This is a genomic window from Sorangium sp. So ce834, from assembly GCF_051521425.1.
In the GTDB taxonomy this organism is placed as follows: Bacteria; Myxococcota_A; Polyangia; order Polyangiales; family Polyangiaceae; genus Sorangium; species Sorangium cellulosum_D.
This window is the reverse complement of sequence record NZ_CP150351.1, coordinates 1,461,808-1,479,819: the sequence shown is the minus strand read 5'-3', so window position 1 is coordinate 1,479,819 and position 18,012 is coordinate 1,461,808. Positions and strand designations below refer to the sequence as shown.

Below are 18,012 nucleotides of genomic sequence, written 5' to 3'. Positions count from 1 at the left end.
GAAGACGGCGCCAACAAGGCCAGCGCGCAGACTCCCCCTCACGCGCTGCCGCAAACGGGCCGCGCGCAGGAGGACATCGATCGTCATGAACACCATCCATCGCTCCGCCGCCGCCGCCATCGCCGTGGGCCTGCTCTCGCTCGCCGCGTGCGTCGACGGGCCGGAGACCGCCGCGCCGGGCGCCGGGGCGCGCGTCGACCTCGCCGCCGGCGCCGACAGGCGGCTCGACATCTCGCTCGCGATCGAGCAGGCCGAGCGCCGGCTCGACGCGGGCCGGGAGATCGCCGCCGCGCGGCAGGCGCTCGCCGAGGTGCTCGCCGATCCGGCGCTGACGCTGGATCAGCGCGATCAGGCGAGGCTCGCGATGAGCCGGGTGCTCGAGGCGGAGGGCGACCACGAGGCCGCGATCGCCGCCGTGGAGTCGCTCCTCGGCGAGCACGCCGTCGAAGAGCCCTGGCCGCTCCAGAGGGCCGCCGAGCGGCGCCTGCGCCTCCTGGTCACCGGGAGCGAGGAGAAGCCGCTGCCGGAGGAGCCGTCCGACGCGGAGCGAGCGTCGCCGTTCGCCCGCGCGCTCGCGCGGTATTTCCCCGTGCAGGAGTCGGGCCCCCGGGAGCTCACGGTCACCGTGATCACGTTCGGCGGGAACCGGGAGGTGAGCGAGCGCCTCAGGACCTTCGCGATCCCGACCGCGATTCGAGCGCTCCGGCAGGAGGCCTGCCCGCGCTGCGACAAGGTGTCGATCAACCGCATGTCGCACGGGACCGACGGCTGGACCCAGATCCCGGCGGCCCGGCCGCTGCTCGGGTCGAGCCTCGCGGTCTTCTACTTCGATCTCGGCAACCACCGCATCCCCGCGCGGTACGACGCGGACCTGCCGCTGCCCACGGCGGACATCGCCGCGCGGCTCGAGAAGGGCGAGGGGCTCATCGCGGTGCGCGAGCGCGCCGGGGCGCCGCCCGCGATCCTGATCGCCGCGCCGCGGAAGGCGCAGCTCCCCGCGGTCGAGGAGGCGCTCGCCGCGATGACGGAGGTGCCCGCCGGGCCGATCGCGGTGCCGCTGCCGGACGGCCTCACGCCGGCGGAGATCCAGGCCGTGGTGCGGACCGGCTTCCCGGCGTACCGGACCTGCTACGAAGCGCTGCTCGAGCGGCGCCCGGACGCGGCGGGGAAGATCCCGCTCTCGTTCGCGATCCACGGCGACGGGACGGTGGCCGACGTCCAGGTCGACGCCGCGGCGGCGACGCTGCGCGACGCGACGACGGACCGTTGCATGGTGGAGGCGACGAGGGGGCTGCGGTTCCCGGCCATCGGGAAGAAGACCACGGTCGTCTATCCGATCGAGTTCTCGCCTGGCGACTGAGGGAGGGCCGGAGACCGAGGCGGGCGCCCGCCTCGCGAGCGCGGCTGGGCGGGGCGCGCCGCGGCGGCGCGCCCGCCCGCCCGCCCGCCTATTGCGCGAACGCGCCGATGGTGAGCTTCGGGCCGTCGCTGCGCCGCTTGGCCTGCTGGTGCGGCTCGTACTGGTAGTCGACCGGCGGGAGGCCTTCGAGCGCCGCTCCGGCCTCGATGAGCGGCGCGCCCGTGGCCGGGATGAAGTCGTGGCTCGACGCCGAGGCGAACGCCGGGTCGACGCCGAAGATCGAGCTCTCCAGGCCGTCGACCCTCCCGATCAGCTTCGGGCCCGGCACGGGGTCGAACGCCGTCCACCCCTTCCTCACCCAGTTGCCGGCGAGGACGAGGACCCCGGCCGCCACGTCGTCGCGATCCCCGAGGAAGGTGACCGCGCGGATGTCCGTCGGCTCCTGGCTGCTGGCGAACACGTTGTTGCGCGCCTGGATCCGCTCGTCGTTGGTCGAGGCCTCGAACACGGCGGAGCGCTGGTAATCCCGGTACGTGTCGTTCTTGACGAAGACGGTGTTGGAGAAGAAGTGGAGCGTGCCCTTCCGGTAGTACTCGGTCTGCCCGCTGTCGCCGCCGTAGTGGATCATCGACGGGCCGTAGCCGCTGCGCAGGAGCACGTTGCCGTAGATGAAGGTCTCGTGGAACGACGGCAGCGCGATCGAGTCGGTCGCCTCCTGCGCGTCGACGAGGTCGATCAGGTGGGCGCCGTCCTCGATCCAGTTGTACCGGATCACGACGCCGGCCGAGCGCTCCTTGATGTTGTTGCCGTTTCCGCCGCGCGTGGGGCCGAAGCGGTTGAACTGGTAGATGACGTTCGACGCCTCGTTGTAGACGTTGTGCTCGTTGAAGTCGCTCAGGCTGCCGTTGTCGTGGATGTAGCTCGACTCGATGAGCACGTTCTTGGTGAGGATGTCGCCGCCGGCGGTGCCGATGAAGAGGCCGTTGGCGTTCTCGTGCACCTCGCAGGCGCGGATGGTCACGTGGTCGCCGCGCTCCACGAAGATGCCGGCCGCGTTGTCCGCGTACGACGCCGCCGACCCCGCCTTGTCGGTGAAGCGGTGGGGGGGCGAAGCGTTCTTGATCTCGAGCCCCTCGATGACGATGTGGCTGGGGTCGAGATCGTACGGGTCGTCGTGCTTGTGCCCGACGATGATGAGCCCCCTCACCTGGTGGCCGTCGAAGGGGAAATCGAGCTCGGGCCGGGTGGTGGCGCCCTCGCCGTCGATCACCGGCAGCTCGCCGTTCGGCCCAGGGACGCCGCAGAGCCGGATCGGCTGCTCCGCCGTCCCCTGGCCGCCGAGCATGATCTTCTCGTGGTACCCCCCGGCGCGCCAGAAGACGCGCACCGTGTCGCCGGCGGCGAGCGTCTCGAACGGCACGTCGCCGAGCGTCTCGAACGCCTTGCCAGGGCCGACCTGGTAGTCCCGGCCGCTCCCGACGTGGGTGCAGTCGATGCTGACCGGCGGGATGTTGACCGGCGGCGGGAGGGTCACCGGTCCGTCCTCCGTCGCTCCACCGAGCTCGCCGGTGCATCCGGCCGTGAGGAGCAACCCGATCGCGCAAGCTCGAATTTTCACAGAAGCGTCCTCCTCGTCATGGGCTACAAAAGCTCCACTGTAATTTTTCAGAGTCACGGTGAGGCATTCTCGCCGTGGCGAGGCAAGATGACACAACAATGCCCGTTGTCATGCGACCAGACACTGCTGTGGTGGCAGATCCTGCGCTTTAGGTGGCAGGATGTACTCCAGCCTGTGCTCGACGCGGCTTCCGCGGCCTCGTCGCGGCGCGCGCCGACCACCGAGGATGGTAGTGAGCTGGCGACGAGCTGTCGAATCGCCAGAGCGAGAGGACACCGAGAGAAGAATATTCCTGAGCCCTCTCGGCGCCCCTGGCCTCTCGGCGGCTCGCTTCATCGGCCGCTTGTTCACGGTTTTCGAGGCGATGACGTGCGCCATGCACGGTGTGCATGCATCGCATGCGGCCTATGAGTTGGCTCGCACCGATGAGCTGGTTAGTTATCCAACGACGGAGACGAGCCCCGGCTCGGCGATCGCTCGAACCCTGCATCCCGCGGATCGACGGGCGCGCCGCACAGCGCGGCTCGACAATTCCTGAGAGAATCCGTTAGGAGGACCATGCGCCCGAGTCCGCTGTTTTCCGCGCCCGTCGTGCTCACCGCGCTCGCCCTGGCGGGCGGCGCGATCGCCTCCGCGCCTGGGTCGATCTTCACGACCCAGACGCCTGCCGTATTCGCCAACGACAGTTTTTACGAGCTGGGCACCCGTTTCCACACGCTCCGCGACGGCAACATCACCAAGGTACGAATCTACACGAACGCCGCCGAGAGCGGCGCCCACGCGGTGCGGATCTGGGGCCTCGGCGCGGACGCGCCCCTCGCCTCCCACACGTGGAACATCCCCGGTGGAACCGCTGGATGGAAGGAGTTCACGCTGCCTGCACCGGTGCGGGTCGCGGCCAACAGGACCTATACGATCTCGGTGTCGACCAGCGGAGATCACTGGTACGCTGCTACGAACGGAGGGTTCAACGCCCCGATCGTGAACGGCGATCTCGTCACCTACGTCGGCAGCGGCGTCTACACCACCTCGGCCGGCCAGAGGCCCGCGATGGTGTACAAGAACAGCAACTATTTCCGCGACGTCGTGTTCGAGCCGGAGCCGCCGAGCACGTTCGCCGACGATTTCGAGGACGGCGATCTCGACGGCTGGGACCAGTCCTACGCGGGCTTCCTCATCACGACGGACGGGACCAACAAGGTGCTGTCGTACTCGACCACCGACTCGAACGCCAAGCTCTTCCCCGAGGCGACCAACTGGCAGGACTCGGTCGTGGAGGCCAGGATCAAGATCCCGAGCTGGTCGGGCCCGGGGAGCGTGGGGTTCAACTCGCGGTACAATATCTATGAGCTCGACCGGTATACCTTCATGTACAAGAGCACGGGCGAGCTCGAGATCGCCGTCCGCGACCTCGATGTGGTCGTGTCCTCCGTGTCGAAGCCGCTCACCCTGGCCCCGGGGACGTGGCACACCTTCAAGGCGGTGACGGTCGGAACCACCCTCGAGTTCTACGTCGACGGGGTGCTGGAGCTGACCACCACGGACACGACCTACGCCGCCGGCACGTCCGGGGTCGAGGTCCTTCGGCAGGGGGGCGCGGCGTATTTCGACGACGTCTCGATCACCGCGCCGTGATGGGGGCGGGGTCGCGCTGCGATCCCGTCCCTTGCTTTTTCTTGCTCTGACCGCGCGAGGACCGAAGCCATGAAGCGAACGATGCCGGACGGCGTGCTCCCCCTCGAAACACTCGGGCGCTCGGCCGCGCCCCGGCGGCGCGGGGCGGCGCTCCTCGGCGCGGCCGCCCTCGCGACGTCGGGCGCGCTCGCGGGCTGCGTCGGCGACGTCGGCGGCGACCGCGACGGGCGCGACGGGCCGCCACGCGACAGCGGGCTTGTCGACGTCGCCAGCGCGGGCATGCGCCGGATGACGCCGGAGCAGTTCACGAGCTCGATGCGCGACCTGTTCGGCGATCCAGGGCTCGATCTCGACCTCGACTCGGACGCGGGCGAGGTCGCCTCGCTCCTCGCCGTGGACAAGCTCAACGCCGCCGCGGAGGCGATCGTCGCGCGGCGCGCGTCGTGGGGGACCCCGGTGTTCCCGTGCGACACGCGCGGCGCGGACGACGAGGCGTGCGTGGACGGCTTCGTGCGGACGTTCGGACGCCGCGCCTTCCGGCACACGCTCGATGAGGCCGAGGTCGCGATGCTCAAGGGTCAGTTCGCCCGGGCGCGGGAGGAGCAGTCGTTCGAGGACGCCCTGCTCGTCGTGCTCAAGACCATGATCCAGTCGCCCAACGTCTATTATTTCGTCGAGCTCGGCCGCGACGGGGACGGCGGCGACGCGCTCGCCTCCGGCGTCCGCCCGCTCACGGGCTGGGAGCGGGCGTCGCGCCTGTCGTATTTCCTCTGGAACACGATGCCGGACGACGCGTTGCTCGACGCCGCCGAGTCGGGCGCGCTCGACACGGCGGAGGGCGTGCGCGCGCAGGCGGAGCGGCTGCTCTCGCACGACCGCGCCCGCGCCACGGCGAAGCGCTTCTTCGCCGAGTGGCTCCAGCTCGACGGCTCGAACAAGCACGCTTCGCTCGAGAACGCGCCGAAGAGCCGCGAGCTCTACCCCGAGGACTCCCCCGCGCTGCGCGCCGCCATGCGCGCCGAGGTCGAGGCCCTCGCCGAGCGCGTGCTCTTCGAGGGGGACGGCCGCTTCGAGACGCTGCTCACGACCACGGACGCGTACGTGAACGGGCCCCTCGCCGCGCTCTACGGGGTGGAGGGCCCCGCGGGCGACGGCGCGTTCGCCTGGGTCTCGCTCCCGGCCGATCAGCGCGCGGGGCTCTTCACGCGGGCGGCCTTCCTGAGCGTGTTCGGCAGCGTCGAGGTCAAATCGCCGATCCGCCGCGGCGCGTACATCCTGGAGGAGGTGCTCTGCCGCCCCCTCGGGCCTCCACCGCCCAACGCGAGCGACGTGCCGGTCAAGGGCGGCGCCGTCGAGGAGGGCGGCGCGCTGGTGCACAGGACGGTTCGAGAGGACGTCGAGGCCAAGACGTCGAGCGAGACGTGCGCGATCTGCCACAAGGCCATCAACCCGATCGGCTTCGCGTTCGAGCATTACGACGCGCTCGGGCGCTGGCAGGCGCAGGAGACGGGCGAGGACGCAGGGGCGCGCGACATCGACGCGCGCGGCCGCCTGCCGGCGATCGGCCCGGACGGGGAGAGCGTCGAGGTCGACGGCGGCGTCGAGATGTCGGCGGCGCTCGCGGCGAGCGCCGCGGCGCGCGCTTGCCTCACGAGGCACTTCTTCCAGACGGCGCTCCGGCGCGTCCCCGTCGACCAGGATCTCGCGTCGGTCGAGGCGGCCACGCCCGCGCCCGAGAGCGGCGGCAGCCTGCGCGACCTGATCCTCGACCTCACGACGAGCCATGCCTTCTTGCACCTGCGAAAGCCCGAGGGGTGAGCCCATGAACCGCGCCGCATTCAGCCGAAGGAATTTCCTCCGAACCGCGACCGGCCTGTGCATCGCGCTGCCGTTCCTCGAGGCGACCCACGGCGCCGTCTGGGCCGCTGACGGCAGGGCCAGGCGGTTCATCGTGTTCTTCAGCCACGGCGGCACGATCACGTCCCGCCACAACTCGGGGGAGCTGGGGGATCCGTGGAAGCCGGGCGCCTGGAGCATGCTCGACCTCTGGTCCCCGGGCGGCGAGGGGCAGGCGCTCGAGGTCCTCGGCGAGGAGATGGCCGCGCTCGAGCGCCACAAGGGCGATCTCACGCTGCTCCGCGGCGTCGACGACGCCGCCGGCTTCGTCCAGGGAGACTACGGCGGGCACCACGGCTGCTCCAACGCGACCGTGCTCACGTGCGCCGACACGACCTCGGGCGGCGACGACGCCAGGGCGCTCGGCCCGTCGATCGATCAGGTGCTCGCGGAGCGGCTCGCCGCCGAGCGCCCGACGCCCTTCTCGTCCATCGATCTCATGGTCGACGGGCACAACTACGGAGAGCCGCTGTACCGCGCCTCGGGCGAGCCGGTGTCCACCGAGAAGGACCCGACGAGCGCCTTCGACCGGCTCTTCAAGGACGTGACGGAGACCGCTTCGGGTCCGACGCCCGAGCAGCTCCGGATCCGCGCCCAGCGGAGGAGCGTGCTCGATGGGGTGAGCGAGCACCTCGCGGCCTTGAAGGGGCGCGTGAGCGCGGCCGACAGGCACCTGCTCGACGCGCACGCCGAGCACATCCGGAGCCTGGAGAAGAAGCTCGAAGGCGTCGCCAACCTGGCGGCCTGCACGAAGCCGGACGTCGGCGGCGCGCCGGTGTACCAGGGATACGGGTCCTACACGGGAGGAGGGATCAAGGAGGCAGCGCCGCTCCTGGTCGACATCCTCCTGCACGCGCTCCGCTGCGGCCTCACGAACGTCGCCACGTTCCAGATCGCCGACGTCCTGACGAGCTGGCTACCTCAGCCTTACAATACCGACCTGGGCCACAGCCTCGGCCACGCCGGCCTCGACGTCGGTCCGAAGGGCGCGGAGCCCGACAAGCTCGAGGACTGGCGCGCGACCATCCTCGCGAACCGCAGCTGGCGCATGGAGATCTTGGCGCGCCTGCTCGACGGGCTGAAGAGCACCCCCGAGGGCGACGGCACGATGCTCGACAACAGCGTCGTGCTGTTCACGAGCGAGTTCGGGTGCGGCGGCGCGCACTCGCCCCGCGACATCCCGGTCCTGCTCGCCGGCAAGGCCGGCGGCAGGTGGCAGGGCGGGCGGCACGTCAATTACAACAAGCGCGCGGGCAGGGATCCCGGCCAGTCCGGGTACGAGACCGACGTGTCCACGCACAACGTCTACACGTCGATCCTGCGCGCCTTCGGCCACGAGGACGCGCACTTCGGGAACGACACCGCGTACAAGAAGGGGCCTTTGGCGGAGCTGCCGTGAGGGCACGCCGCGCGCTCCTCCAGCGGGGGCGGCTGGATCTCGCGCGGCTCCCCGGACTCCTCGCGAGGTAACGCGCAGTTGCGCCGGCGCTCGCGGCGCGGAGCTTCAATCCCGGTCCGGCGCTCCCAGGGGGAAGAGCGGCCGGAACTGCCGCGCCTCCTCCACCGCGCGCGCGAAGGACGGGCGCGCGAGCAACCGCGCGCGGTAGGCGCGCAGCAGGGGAAACGCCTCGGAGATCCGGTGCGTCCAGTCCGCGTAGAACAGCGAAGGCGCGGCCGCGCAGTCCGCCATCGTGAAGTCCGCGCCAGCGGCGGCCCAGGTCCTGCCGGCGAGCTGCCCTTCGAGCCAGGCGTAGGCGAGCTCCAGCTTCGTCGCAGCATGGGCCAGCCCTTCCTGGCGCTTCACCGGATCACCCGTCAGCGCACCGTCCACCGCGTGCTGCATCGGACTCATGACATGCAGGTCGAAGAAGCGGTCGAGAAAGCGCACGTCCAGCGCGGCCATCGGGTCTGCGGGCAGCAGGCGCACTGGCCCGGGATGCACGAGCTGCAGGTACTCGATGATGATGCTGGTCTCGACGATGTTGCGCTCGTCGTCCACCAGCAGCGGAAACTTGCGCAGAGGCCAGCGCCGCAGCCACTCGGCCGCGTGCTGCGGCGTATCCGGCCCGAGGCAACGGAACTCGAAGGGTGTGCCGTTCTCGTACAGCGCAATGAGTACCTTCTGCGTGTACGAGGAGAAGGGATGACCGTACAGCACGAGCGACATCGCGGGCCTCCTGGTTCGGACCACTTGTAAATTGCAAGTGGTCCGAACCCTACTCCTACCGCTTGCGTATTGCAAGTACTAGTCTCAGGAGGATGGCCGTACCGCAGACAGGACGATCCGGCTGCCCGATCAACCTGACGCTCGAACAGCTCGGCGACCGCTGGAGCCTGATCGTCATCCGCGACGTCATGTTCGGGAACAGGCGCAGCTACGGCGAGCTGCTCGCGCAGAGCGAGGAAGGCATCGCCTCGAACATCCTCGCGGACCGGCTGAAGCGCCTGACCGCGTCCGGCCTGCTGACGCGACGCTCCGATCCGAAACACCGGCAGAAAGGGATCTACAGCCTCACGGAAGCGGCCATTCAGCTCGTGCCGCTGCTCGCGCACATGGGGGCCTGGGGCCGCCGCCACACGCGCCCGAGCAAGGAACTGTCCGTGCGCGCGGAGCTGCTGGAAGAGGGCGGCGCTCCGCTCTGGAACGCCTTCATGGACGAGCTGCGCCACCTGCATCTCGGCGCGCCGCGTCCGGCGCGCTCGGTGTTCGGCGAGCTGCAGGCCGCCTACGAGAAGGCGCTGGCGCACCGCGCCCGCTGAGGGACGTGGAGGGGCTACCCTCAGAGGTGGACGCGCTCCGAGGACGCCGCCGCCTCGAGCATCCGGGACGCCCCGGTGAAGGCGGGGTTGTCGCGCTTGAGGGGCATCTTGCTCATCGCCCGTTCGGCCATGGCGGTGATCGTGAGCGACGGGTTCACGCCCAGGTTCGAGGGCACCATCGAGCCGTCGACCACGTACAGATCCTCGTGGCCGAACACCTGATTGCGCTGGTCGATCACCCCGCGCTCCGGGCTGTCGGCGATGGCGCAGCCGCCGAGGATGTGCGCGGTGGTCGGGACGTTGAGCACGGCCTCGTTGATGGCGTTGCGCGGGGTGCCGTTCATCAGCACGCCGAGCCGCTTGCCCACCTCGTTGGCGATGGGGATGTACGCCGGCGGCTTCGGCTGCCCGGGCGGCCTGTGGGTGGTCATGCCGCCGCGCTTCCAGACGAGCTGCATGTAGTTGTCCACCGTCTGCATCACGAGGAGGATCGTGGAGCGCCTCGCGAACTTGAACGGCAGGAGGCCGAAGATCAGATCGATGGGGTGGAGCAGCCGGCGGCCGAGCCAGCGCAGCCAGCGCGGCAATCCTGGCCCGTCGTCGGTGAGCACGGTGCCGAGCGCGCCCATCACGTCAGAGCCGGCCGGGTAGCGCACCGGCTCGATGTGCGTGCGCGCGTCCGGGTAGATGCCGCTCGTGATCGCGATGCCACGGGAGTAGTCGACCCGGTCGTCCCTGGCGGTCACCCCGAGGATGACCTCGCTGTTGGTGCGCACGTAATTGCCGAGCTGCCGGGAGAGATGCGGTAACCGGCCCTCGGCCCTCGCCCTGAGCAGGAGCTTCACGGTGCCCAGCACGCCGGCGCTGAGCACCACCCCGCGCGCCCGGAGCTTGCGGCGCCGCTTGTCGAGCAGCGCGGTGGAGCGCTCGAGGGTGAGCTCGTAGCCGCCGCCCGGGAGCGCGTCGATGGCGGTGACCATGGTCTCGGGCTGGATGGTGCAGCCCTTCTTCTCGGCCAGGTAGAGGTAATTGAGATCGAGCGTGTTCTTGGCGCCGAAGCGGCAGCCCACCATGCAGCCGCCGCAGTGGACGCACGTGGCGCGCTCCGGCCCCTCGCCGCCGAAGAACGGGTCGGGCACGCGCTGGCCCTCCTGCTCGCCTTCCTTCGCGAAGAGCACGGCCACGCTCGTGACGTGAAACGTGTCCCCGCGGCCCATCTCGTCGGCGATCTGCCGGAGCTGTCGGTCCGCCGGCCAGAGCTTCGGGTTCGCGGTCACGCCGAGCATGCGCTTCGCGGTCTCGTAGAAGGGCATCAGCTCGCCGCGCCAGTCCGTGCCGGCAGGCCAGCCCGGGTTGCTGAAGGCCTCGGGCGGAGGCACGAGCAGGGTGTTGGCGTAGACCAGCGACCCGCCGCCCACGCCCGCGCCCGACAGGATGAGCGTGTCCCGGAGCAGGGTCAGCCGCTGGATGCCGTAACACAGCGCCCTGGGCGCCCACAGGAACTTCCGCACATTCCAGTTGGTCCGGGGGAAATCCTCCTTGCTCCAGCGCTTGCCGCACTCGAGCACCGTGACCTTGTAGCCCTTCTCGGTGAGGCGCAGCGCGGAGACGCTGCCCCCGAAGCCGGAGCCCACGATCGCGAAGTCGACATCGAAGTCCATGCACACCTGCTTCTCGGAGCGGAGTATGGTCCAGCCGCCCTCCGGCGCCTACCGCGCGGACGCAGGTCCGCCCCTCCGCTCGCCCGCGCGCCATCCCCGCCTCCCCTGGCGACCCGGGCTACTCCGGTGCTGGCCAGCTGCTCCCCGCGCAGCAGCGTTGCGCCGCGGCGCTCGGCGCGGCGCCCTCGCGCGCAGCTTCTGGCCCTGGTACGCCGCGTGCAATTCCATGCCAGCCGCCACGCCGTCCTTGCCTCCACCGCAGACCGGGAGACGCGAAGCATGGGCCATCCGACCATCTACCCCACCGGGGTCACCCTCTATGACCCCGAACGAAGCTGGAACGGCTACACGATCTTCCAGGCCGCGGGCCTCGGCGCGCTGCTCATCGACATGAACGGCCGCGAGGTGCAGCTCTGGAAAGGGCTGCACGGGTTCCCCAACAAGCTCCTGCCCGGCGGACAGGTGTTCGGCAGCACCGGCGAGCGCAACCCGAAGCACGGCACGCAGGACCAGATCGACCTCGTGCAGGTCGACTGGGAAGGCAACGTGGTGTGGCGCTTCGACCGCCTCGAGCACATCCACGATCCCGGCGAGGCGCCGCGCTGGTTCGCGCGCCAGCACCACGACTTCCAGCGGCAGGGCAATCCGGTCGGGTATTACGCGCCCGGCCAGGAGCCGCTGACCGATCGAGGGAGCACGTTCCTGCTCGTGCACGAGAACGTGCAAAACTACGCGATCTCCGAGCACCCGCTGCTCGACGACAAGATCGTCGAGGTGGACTGGAAGGGGAACATCGTCTGGCAGTGGCGCGCCCACGAGCACGTCGAGGAGCTGGGCTTCGACGAGGCGGCGCGCGCCGCCCTGCGCCGCGATCCAAACCTGCGCGCGCCGGGCGCGGGCGCCCTCGGCGGGAGCGCCGCGGCCGGAGGGGTCGGCGACTGGCTGCACATCAACTCGATGTCGCTGCTCGGCCCGAACCGGTGGTACGACGCGGGCGACGAGCGGTTTCACCCGGACAACCTGATCTGGGACGCGCGCGAGGCGAACCTCATCGCGATCGTCGACAAGAGGACGGGGCGGATCGTGTGGAAGCTCGGCCCGCGCTACGACGGCAACGACGCCGAGCGCCGCCTCGGCTGGATCATCGGCCAGCACCACGCCCACCTCATCCCGCGCGGGCTGCCCGGCGAGGGCAACCTCCTCGTCTTCGACAACGGGGGCTGGGCCGGCTACGGCGCCCCCAATCCCGGCGCGCCGAAGGGCCTCAAGACCGCCCTGCGCGACCACTCGCGGGTGCTCGAGATCGACCCCACCACGCTGGAGATCCGGTGGCAGTACACGCCCAGGGAAGCGGGCTTCGTGGTGCCCCTCGACGCGTCGCGCTTCTACAGCCCCTTCATCAGCAGCGCCCAGCGGCTGCCCAACGGCAACACGCTGATCACGGAGGGCTCCGACGGTCGCGTCTTCGAGGTCACCCCGGGGCACGAGATCGTCTGGGAGTACGTCAGCCCTTACTGGCGCAAACCGCCGCTCAGCCTCAACATGATTTACCGCGCCTACCGCGCGCCGTACACGTGGGTGCCCCAGCTGCCCGCGCCGCGGCAGAAGCCGGTGCCGCGGCTCGACGTCGCCACCTTCCGCGTCCCGGGCGCGGCGCCCCTCGGCCGGGACCGGGTGGTGGAGCTCCAGGGCGCGCAGGGCTACGCCGCCGAGGGCGACTTCTGCGTCGCGCCCGCCGCGGACAGCCGCGCGACGCGCCCCTGAGCCGGTCATGATAGAAGGGCGCGATGGCGTCCTTGAAGCCTCGTCCGGCGCCGGGGCCCGCGCCCGACGAACGCGCCCGAGCGCTGCGCGACCGCGTGACGGTGGGGCTCGTCACGGCCCTCCCCAAGGAGCTCGCGGCGGCGAAGGCGATGCTGGACGGCCCCGTCGAGCACTCGGTCGGGGGCGAAGGCGCGGGCCGGGACTACGTGCTCGGGGAGATCCCGGCGAAGGGCGGCGGCGCACACGCGGTCGCGCTCGTGAGCACGGGCATGGGCAACAACCTCGCGTCGGTCCGCGTGACGCAGATGCTCGAGCACTTCCGGCAGATCCGCAGCGTGGTGATGGTCGGGATCGCGGGCGGGGTGCCGCACCCCGAGAAGCCCGCCGAGCACGTGCGCCTCGGCGACGTCGTGGTCGTCGACCGGCGCGGGGTGGTGCAATACGATTTCGACAAGGAGACCGCCCGCGGCAAGACCCCCCGTCCGTCGCCGCGGGCGCCGGGCGCGTGGCTCCTCGAGGGCGTCGACGCGCTCGAGGTCCTGGCCTACGAGCGGAAGGCGCCGTGGGTGAAGCTGATCGACCGCGGGCGCAGGCTCGTGGGCGCAAAGCGGCCTCCCGACGCGGAAGACGTGCTGCGCGATCCGCTCGATCCGTCGAAGATCCGCCCGCACCCGGCGGATCCGCAGCGCAAGAAGGGGCAGCCGCGCGTCTTCCAGGGGCCGATCGGGTCGGGCAACACGCTGCTCAAGGACGCGCGCCGCCGCGACCAGCTCCGCGACGAGCTCAACATCAAGGCCGTGGAGATGGAGGGCTCGGGGCTCGCCGACGCCGCCTGGCAGCACGACGTGGGGTATCTGGTGGTGCGCGGCATCTGCGACTACTGCGATGAGCAGAAGGGCGACGCATGGCAGATGTACGCGGCCATCGTGGCGGCGGCCTACGCCCGCGCGGTGCTCGAGCGGATGCGGGCGAGCCGCGAGAGCGCGACGGAGCGCCCCGCCGCGGCCGACGGCGGCGCGCGGGCGCGCGAGCGCGGCGAGCGCGGCCGCGCGGGGGACGACGAGCGCGACGAGCGCGACGAGGACCTCCTCGACCACGTCGTGCGCATCTGCCGGATGCGCGAGGAGGCGCGCGGCAAGCGCGTCACGATCGCCTGGAGGGAGGCCCCGCCCCCGTTTCATGCGGTCGCCGAGGTGGTCACGGCCGAGCCGCTGGGGCCGGCGCTCCTGGGGCCGGCGCTGACCTTCGCCCTGGGCGCCGTGGCGGGCCCCGTCACCCCCGCCGCGATCGAGCTCTTCCGGACCCAGGTGCACGCGCGCGCCCAGCGGCGGAGCGCCGGGACGTTCTCCCAGCTCGTCTACGACGGGCCGCCGGCACCCGAGGCGCTGGTGCGGGAGGCGCACCGCAAGGGCGTCTGGCTGGCCAGCATCGCCGAGTACCAGGGCCTGATCCACTTCGGCCCCTACGTCGAGCGGCTGATCCACCGGCTGGAGCGCGATCCGATCTACCCGCCGAGGCTCTATGTCCCCCAGCGCGCGGCGCTGACCGCCGCCGGCGGCCCGAGGCAGGAGGTCGACCACGCGCTGGACGCGATCGACGACCTGCTCGCCTCGCCCGCGGCCCGGTTCGTCCTGGTCCTCGGCGATTTCGGGACCGGAAAGACCTTCTTGCTCCACGAGCTGGCGCGCCGCCTCGGGGCGCGGGAGGGGCCGCCGTACCCGGTGCTCATCGAGATGCGATCGCTCGAGAAGGCGCACTCGCTCGACGCGCTGGTCGCCAATCACCTCGCGCTCTCGGGCATGGAGCGGTTCGATCTGCCGAGCTTCCGGTACATGCTCGCCGAAGGCCTGATCGCGCTCCTCTTCGACGGCTTCGACGAGCTGGCGCTCCGCGTGCGCTACAGCCGCGCCGCGGACCACTTCGACACGCTGATCCAGGCGGCGCAGGGCAAGGCCAAGGTCGTGCTCACCAGCCGGACGCAGCACTTCTATTCGGACGACCAGATCCGGACCAAGCTCGGCGAGCAGGCGGAGCGGATCCCCGGCCACCGGATCGCCACGCTCACGACGTTCTCGCCGGTCCAGGTGCGCCGGTTCCTCGTCAACCTGCTCGGCAGCCAGGAGGCCGCCGACGCCCGGGTGCGGCTGCTCGACGACGTGAAGGACCTCCTGCGCCTGTCCGAGAACCCGCGCCTGCTCGGCTTCATCTCCGAGATCCCCGAGCGAGAGCTCCTCGAGGCGCGCGACCGGACCGGGAAGATCACCGCCGCCGGGCTGTATCAGAGCCTGATCGACCGGTGGTTCCGGAGCGAGGACGCGCGCGTCCACGTGCGGGGCGCGGCGGCGTCCCTGGTGGCCGAGGATCGATGGAGGGCCGTGACGACGCTCGCGCTCCGGCTCTGGTCCAAGATGGAGCCGAGCGTCCACGTGGACGAGCTCCCGGCCGAGGTGGCGAAGGCGATCGCCGACCTGAGCACGCGGCAGATCGATCTCGAGGAGGCGGTCCACGCGGTCGGCTCCGGCACGCTGCTGGTGCGCGATCCCGAGGGCAATTTCTCGTTCCTCCACGCCTCGGTGCTGGAGTGGCTCGTCGCGCGGGAGGCGGCGGCCGAGCTGCGCCGGGGCGGCGAGGCCACGGTGCTCGGCTGGCGCGAGATGTCCGATCTGATGCTCGAGCTCTTCACGGCGATGGCCGATCGCGAGGCGAGCGTCGCCTGGGCGCGGCAGGTGCTCGGCGGGGCGTCGGGCGAGATCGCCAAGCGGAACGCCATCGGCGTGCTGAAGCGGCTGAACGTCGAGGCCGAGGAGCGGGTGAACCTCGCCGGCCAGGACCTGCGCGGCAAGGACCTCTCGCGCCGGAACCTCCGCGGCGCGGACCTCCGCGGCGCGGATCTGCGGGAAGCGATGCTGATCGAGACCGACCTCGGCGGCGCGTCGCTCGCCGGGGCCGCGCTTTCGCGCGCGGACCTCTCCGGGGCGCGGCTCGCGGGGGCGGACCTGGAGGGCGCCGACGCGTCGTCCGCCAGGCTCCTCCGCGCCGATCTGCGCGGCGCGCGGCTCGCGTCGGCCCGGCTCCGCTATGCGCAGCTCGTCGGCGCGCAGCTCGACGAGGGCGCGCTCGCCGGCCTGGACGCGTTCGGGAGCGCGGCCCCCGACGCCGCCCACGCCGACGTCGTCACGGCTGCGGCCGCGTCTCCCTGCATGGCGGTGGCGGTGAGCCCCGATGGGCAGCTCATCGCGTCGGCGCACCGGAACGGGCCGGTGTGGCTGTGGGACGCCGCCACCGGGACGGCGCGCCGCGCGCTGGCCGGGCATGCGGCGACGGTCCGGAGCGTCGCGTTCAGCCCGGATGGCGCCCTCCTGGCCGCGGGCAGCGGCGACACGACGATCCGGCTCTGGGACGTGGCCACGGGGCGGGAGGTCCGCGTGCTGCGAGGCCACGCGGCCCCGGTCACGAGCGTCGCGTTCAGCCCGGATGGCGCCATGCTCGCGTCGGGCAGCAACGACAGGACCGTCCGGCTCTGGGACGTGGCCACGCCGGCCGAGCCCCGCGTGCTGACAGGCCATCGGGCCATCGTCCGGAGCGTCGCGTTCAGCCCGGATGGCGCCTCGCTGGCCTCGGCGGCGGACGACCAGACCGTCCGGCTCTGGGACGTCGTCCGGGCCGCCGAGCGCCGCACCTTGATGGGCCACGCCGGCATCGCGAGGAGCGTCGCGTTCAGCCCGGATGGCGCGTGGCTGGCCTCGGGCGCGCACGACAGCACCGTCTGGCTCTGGGATCTGAGCACGGCGGCCGACCCCCGAGAGCTGATAGGCCATGAGGCCTCGGTGAGGAGCGTGGCCTTCGACGGGAGCGGCCATCTGCTCGCGTCGGCGGGCAACGACAACACCGTCCGGCTGTGGGACGTGGCCATCGGGGCCCAGCGCGAGGTCCTCCGGGGCCACACGGCCACGGTCAGGAGCGTCGCGTTCAGCCCGGATGGCGCGACCCTGGCCTCGGGCTCCACGGACAGCGCCGTCGTGCTGTGGGACGTGGCCACGGGGGCGAAGCGCAGGGTCCTCCGGGGCCACGCGTCGACGATCCGGAGCATCGCCTTCAGCCCCGATGGCGCCTCGCTCGCGACGGCCTCGGAGGGGGACGCCATTCGCCTCTGGGACGCCGGCACCGGGGCGGCGCGCGGCGTCCTCGAAGGCCACGTGGACCACGTGAGGAGCATCGCCTTCAGCCCGGATGGCGCCTCGATCGCGAGCGCCTCCGCGGACGGTACCGTCCGGCTGTGGGATGCGGCGACGCGGACGGGGCAGCGCATCATGAAGGATTTCCCCCTGTCGGCGATCACCATCGCCTTCAGCCCGGATGGCGCCTCGCTGGCGTGGGGTGGAAAGGACAGGACGGTCCGGCTGTGGGACGTGGCCGCGGGCGCCCAGCGTCGCGTCCTGAAAGGCCACGCGGACGCCGTCCGGAGCATCGCCTTCAGCCCGGACGGGGTGTCGCTGGCGTCGGGCGCCGACGACGGGACCGTCCTCCTGTGGAACGTGGCCGCGGGGGCGGTGCGTCACGTGCTGAAATGCCGCTCGGCGCTCGTCAGGAGCGTCGCCTTCCATCCGGAGAGCGCCTCGCTGGCGGCGGGCGCGGGCGACGGCGCCGTCCAGGTGTGGGACGCGGCCACGGGCGACGAGCGGCTCGTCCTCCGAGGCCACGCGTCGGCCGTGGCCAGCATCGCCTTCAGCCCGGATGGCGCCTGGCTGGCCTCCGGCGCCGAGGACTGCACCGTCCGCCTCTGGGACGCGCTCACCGGGGCCGAGCGCCGCGTCCTGCTGGCCCACGCGAGCGCCGTCCAGGGGATCGCCTTCAGCCCGGACGGCGTCTGGCTCGCGAGCGCCTCGGACGACGGGACCGTCCGGCTGTGGGAGGTGGCGACAGGCACCTGCCGCGCGGTGCACCTCTCGCGCGCCGACGGCTGGGCGGCGTTCACGCCCGACGGCCGCCGCTACAAGCTCGGCGGCGCGCTCGCGGGGTCGTTCTGGTACGCGATCGGCCTCTGCCGGTTCGAGCCGGGGGAGCTCGACGCGCTCCTCCCCTCCCTCCAGCGCGTCCCCGACGACGAGCCGCTCCTTCCCCCACCACACCAGAGTTAACTTAACCGGTTCATTTGCCGTTGCCGAATGCGGTAGGCATCTCCCTTCCTCCGCCCGGTCGCCGGTCGTCGCTGTCTGTCCGTCGAGGCAAGCTGGGTCCTTTAGAGCCGCCCCATCGCAGCGCTCCGCCAGCCGTCCACGCGCGCCGCGGCGCGGCGCCGCAGGAAAGCGACACGCCGC

10 protein-coding genes are annotated in these 18,012 nt (G+C 71.5%); 7 read left to right on the top strand and 3 right to left on the bottom strand.

Features of this window, described 5'->3' with window-relative positions:
* Positions 1 to 85: 85 nt before the first annotated feature.
* Positions 86 to 1,360 carry an AgmX/PglI C-terminal domain-containing protein gene (locus WMF20_RS05445; RefSeq protein ID WP_437611261.1) on the top strand — a complete coding sequence of 425 codons (1,275 nt, stop codon included), beginning with the start codon at positions 86 to 88 and terminating at the stop codon, positions 1,358 to 1,360.
* Positions 1,361 to 1,448: 88 nt separating this feature from the next.
* Here WMF20_RS05445 and WMF20_RS05440 read toward each other — a convergent pair whose 3' ends face one another.
* Positions 1,449 to 2,978 carry a right-handed parallel beta-helix repeat-containing protein gene (locus WMF20_RS05440; protein WP_237245074.1) on the bottom strand — a complete coding sequence of 510 codons (1,530 nt, stop codon included), beginning with the start codon at positions 2,976 to 2,978 and terminating at the stop codon, positions 1,449 to 1,451.
* A 558-nt stretch (positions 2,979 to 3,536) separates the two neighbouring features.
* On the opposite strand from WMF20_RS05440, the gene WMF20_RS05435 reads away from it, so the two are divergent.
* The 3 genes from WMF20_RS05435 to WMF20_RS05425 all read left to right on the top strand — a co-directional run bounded on the left by WMF20_RS05435 (position 3,537) and on the right by WMF20_RS05425 (position 7,908).
* Entirely contained in the window at positions 3,537 to 4,613 is a 1,077-nt protein-coding gene (locus WMF20_RS05435) for a DUF4082 domain-containing protein (protein WP_129573320.1), read from the top strand.
* 69 nt (positions 4,614 to 4,682) lie between these two features.
* Complete coding sequence (locus WMF20_RS05430; protein ID WP_437611258.1) at positions 4,683 to 6,431, top strand: DUF1592 domain-containing protein; 1,749 nt, start codon at positions 4,683 to 4,685, stop codon at positions 6,429 to 6,431.
* A 4-nt stretch (positions 6,432 to 6,435) separates the two neighbouring features.
* Positions 6,436 to 7,908: a DUF1552 domain-containing protein gene (locus tag WMF20_RS05425; RefSeq protein WP_437611256.1), complete on the top strand. Its 1,473-nt coding sequence runs from the start codon at positions 6,436 to 6,438 to the stop codon at positions 7,906 to 7,908.
* Between the two features lie 105 nt (positions 7,909 to 8,013).
* On the opposite strand, the gene WMF20_RS05420 is transcribed toward WMF20_RS05425, so the two are convergent.
* Complete coding sequence (locus WMF20_RS05420) at positions 8,014 to 8,676, bottom strand: glutathione S-transferase family protein (protein ID WP_437611254.1); 663 nt, start codon at positions 8,674 to 8,676, stop codon at positions 8,014 to 8,016.
* Positions 8,677 to 8,768: 92 nt separating this feature from the next.
* Between WMF20_RS05420 and WMF20_RS05415 the strand changes: the two genes are divergently transcribed.
* Positions 8,769 to 9,269, top strand: a complete 501-nt coding sequence (locus WMF20_RS05415) for a winged helix-turn-helix transcriptional regulator (protein ID WP_129573316.1) — start codon at positions 8,769 to 8,771, stop codon at positions 9,267 to 9,269.
* A 20-nt stretch (positions 9,270 to 9,289) separates the two neighbouring features.
* On the opposite strand, the gene WMF20_RS05410 is transcribed toward WMF20_RS05415, so the two are convergent.
* Positions 9,290 to 10,930, bottom strand: a complete 1,641-nt coding sequence (locus WMF20_RS05410; RefSeq protein WP_437611252.1) for a GMC oxidoreductase — start codon at positions 10,928 to 10,930, stop codon at positions 9,290 to 9,292.
* A gap of 279 nt (positions 10,931 to 11,209) precedes the next feature.
* Here WMF20_RS05410 and WMF20_RS05405 point away from each other — a divergent pair, with 279 nt between their 5' ends.
* Together WMF20_RS05405 and WMF20_RS05400 are read left to right on the top strand one after the other, a co-directional pair.
* Positions 11,210 to 12,694, top strand: coding sequence for an aryl-sulfate sulfotransferase (locus tag WMF20_RS05405; RefSeq protein WP_437611250.1), 1,485 nt, complete (start codon positions 11,210 to 11,212; stop codon positions 12,692 to 12,694).
* A 23-nt stretch (positions 12,695 to 12,717) separates the two neighbouring features.
* A complete protein-coding gene (locus WMF20_RS05400) occupies positions 12,718 to 17,832 on the top strand; it encodes a phosphorylase family protein (protein WP_437611248.1) in 5,115 nt (1,704 codons plus the stop codon).
* Positions 17,833 to 18,012: the final 180 nt, after the last annotated feature.

Coding starts and splice junctions, on each gene's coding strand:
- WMF20_RS05415 (WP_129573316.1), top strand. CDS start 8,769: ATGGCCGTACCGCAGACAGGACGATCCGGCTGCCCGATCAACCTGACG.
- WMF20_RS05435 (WP_129573320.1), top strand. CDS start 3,537: ATGCGCCCGAGTCCGCTGTTTTCCGCGCCCGTCGTGCTCACCGCGCTC.
- WMF20_RS05400 (WP_437611248.1), top strand. CDS start 12,718: ATGGCGTCCTTGAAGCCTCGTCCGGCGCCGGGGCCCGCGCCCGACGAA.
- WMF20_RS05410 (WP_437611252.1), bottom strand. CDS start 10,930: ATGGACTTCGATGTCGACTTCGCGATCGTGGGCTCCGGCTTCGGGGGC.
- WMF20_RS05425 (WP_437611256.1), top strand. CDS start 6,436: ATGAACCGCGCCGCATTCAGCCGAAGGAATTTCCTCCGAACCGCGACC.
- WMF20_RS05430 (WP_437611258.1), top strand. CDS start 4,683: ATGAAGCGAACGATGCCGGACGGCGTGCTCCCCCTCGAAACACTCGGG.
- WMF20_RS05445 (WP_437611261.1), top strand. CDS start 86: ATGAACACCATCCATCGCTCCGCCGCCGCCGCCATCGCCGTGGGCCTG.
- WMF20_RS05405 (WP_437611250.1), top strand. CDS start 11,210: ATGGGCCATCCGACCATCTACCCCACCGGGGTCACCCTCTATGACCCC.
- WMF20_RS05420 (WP_437611254.1), bottom strand. CDS start 8,676: ATGTCGCTCGTGCTGTACGGTCATCCCTTCTCCTCGTACACGCAGAAG.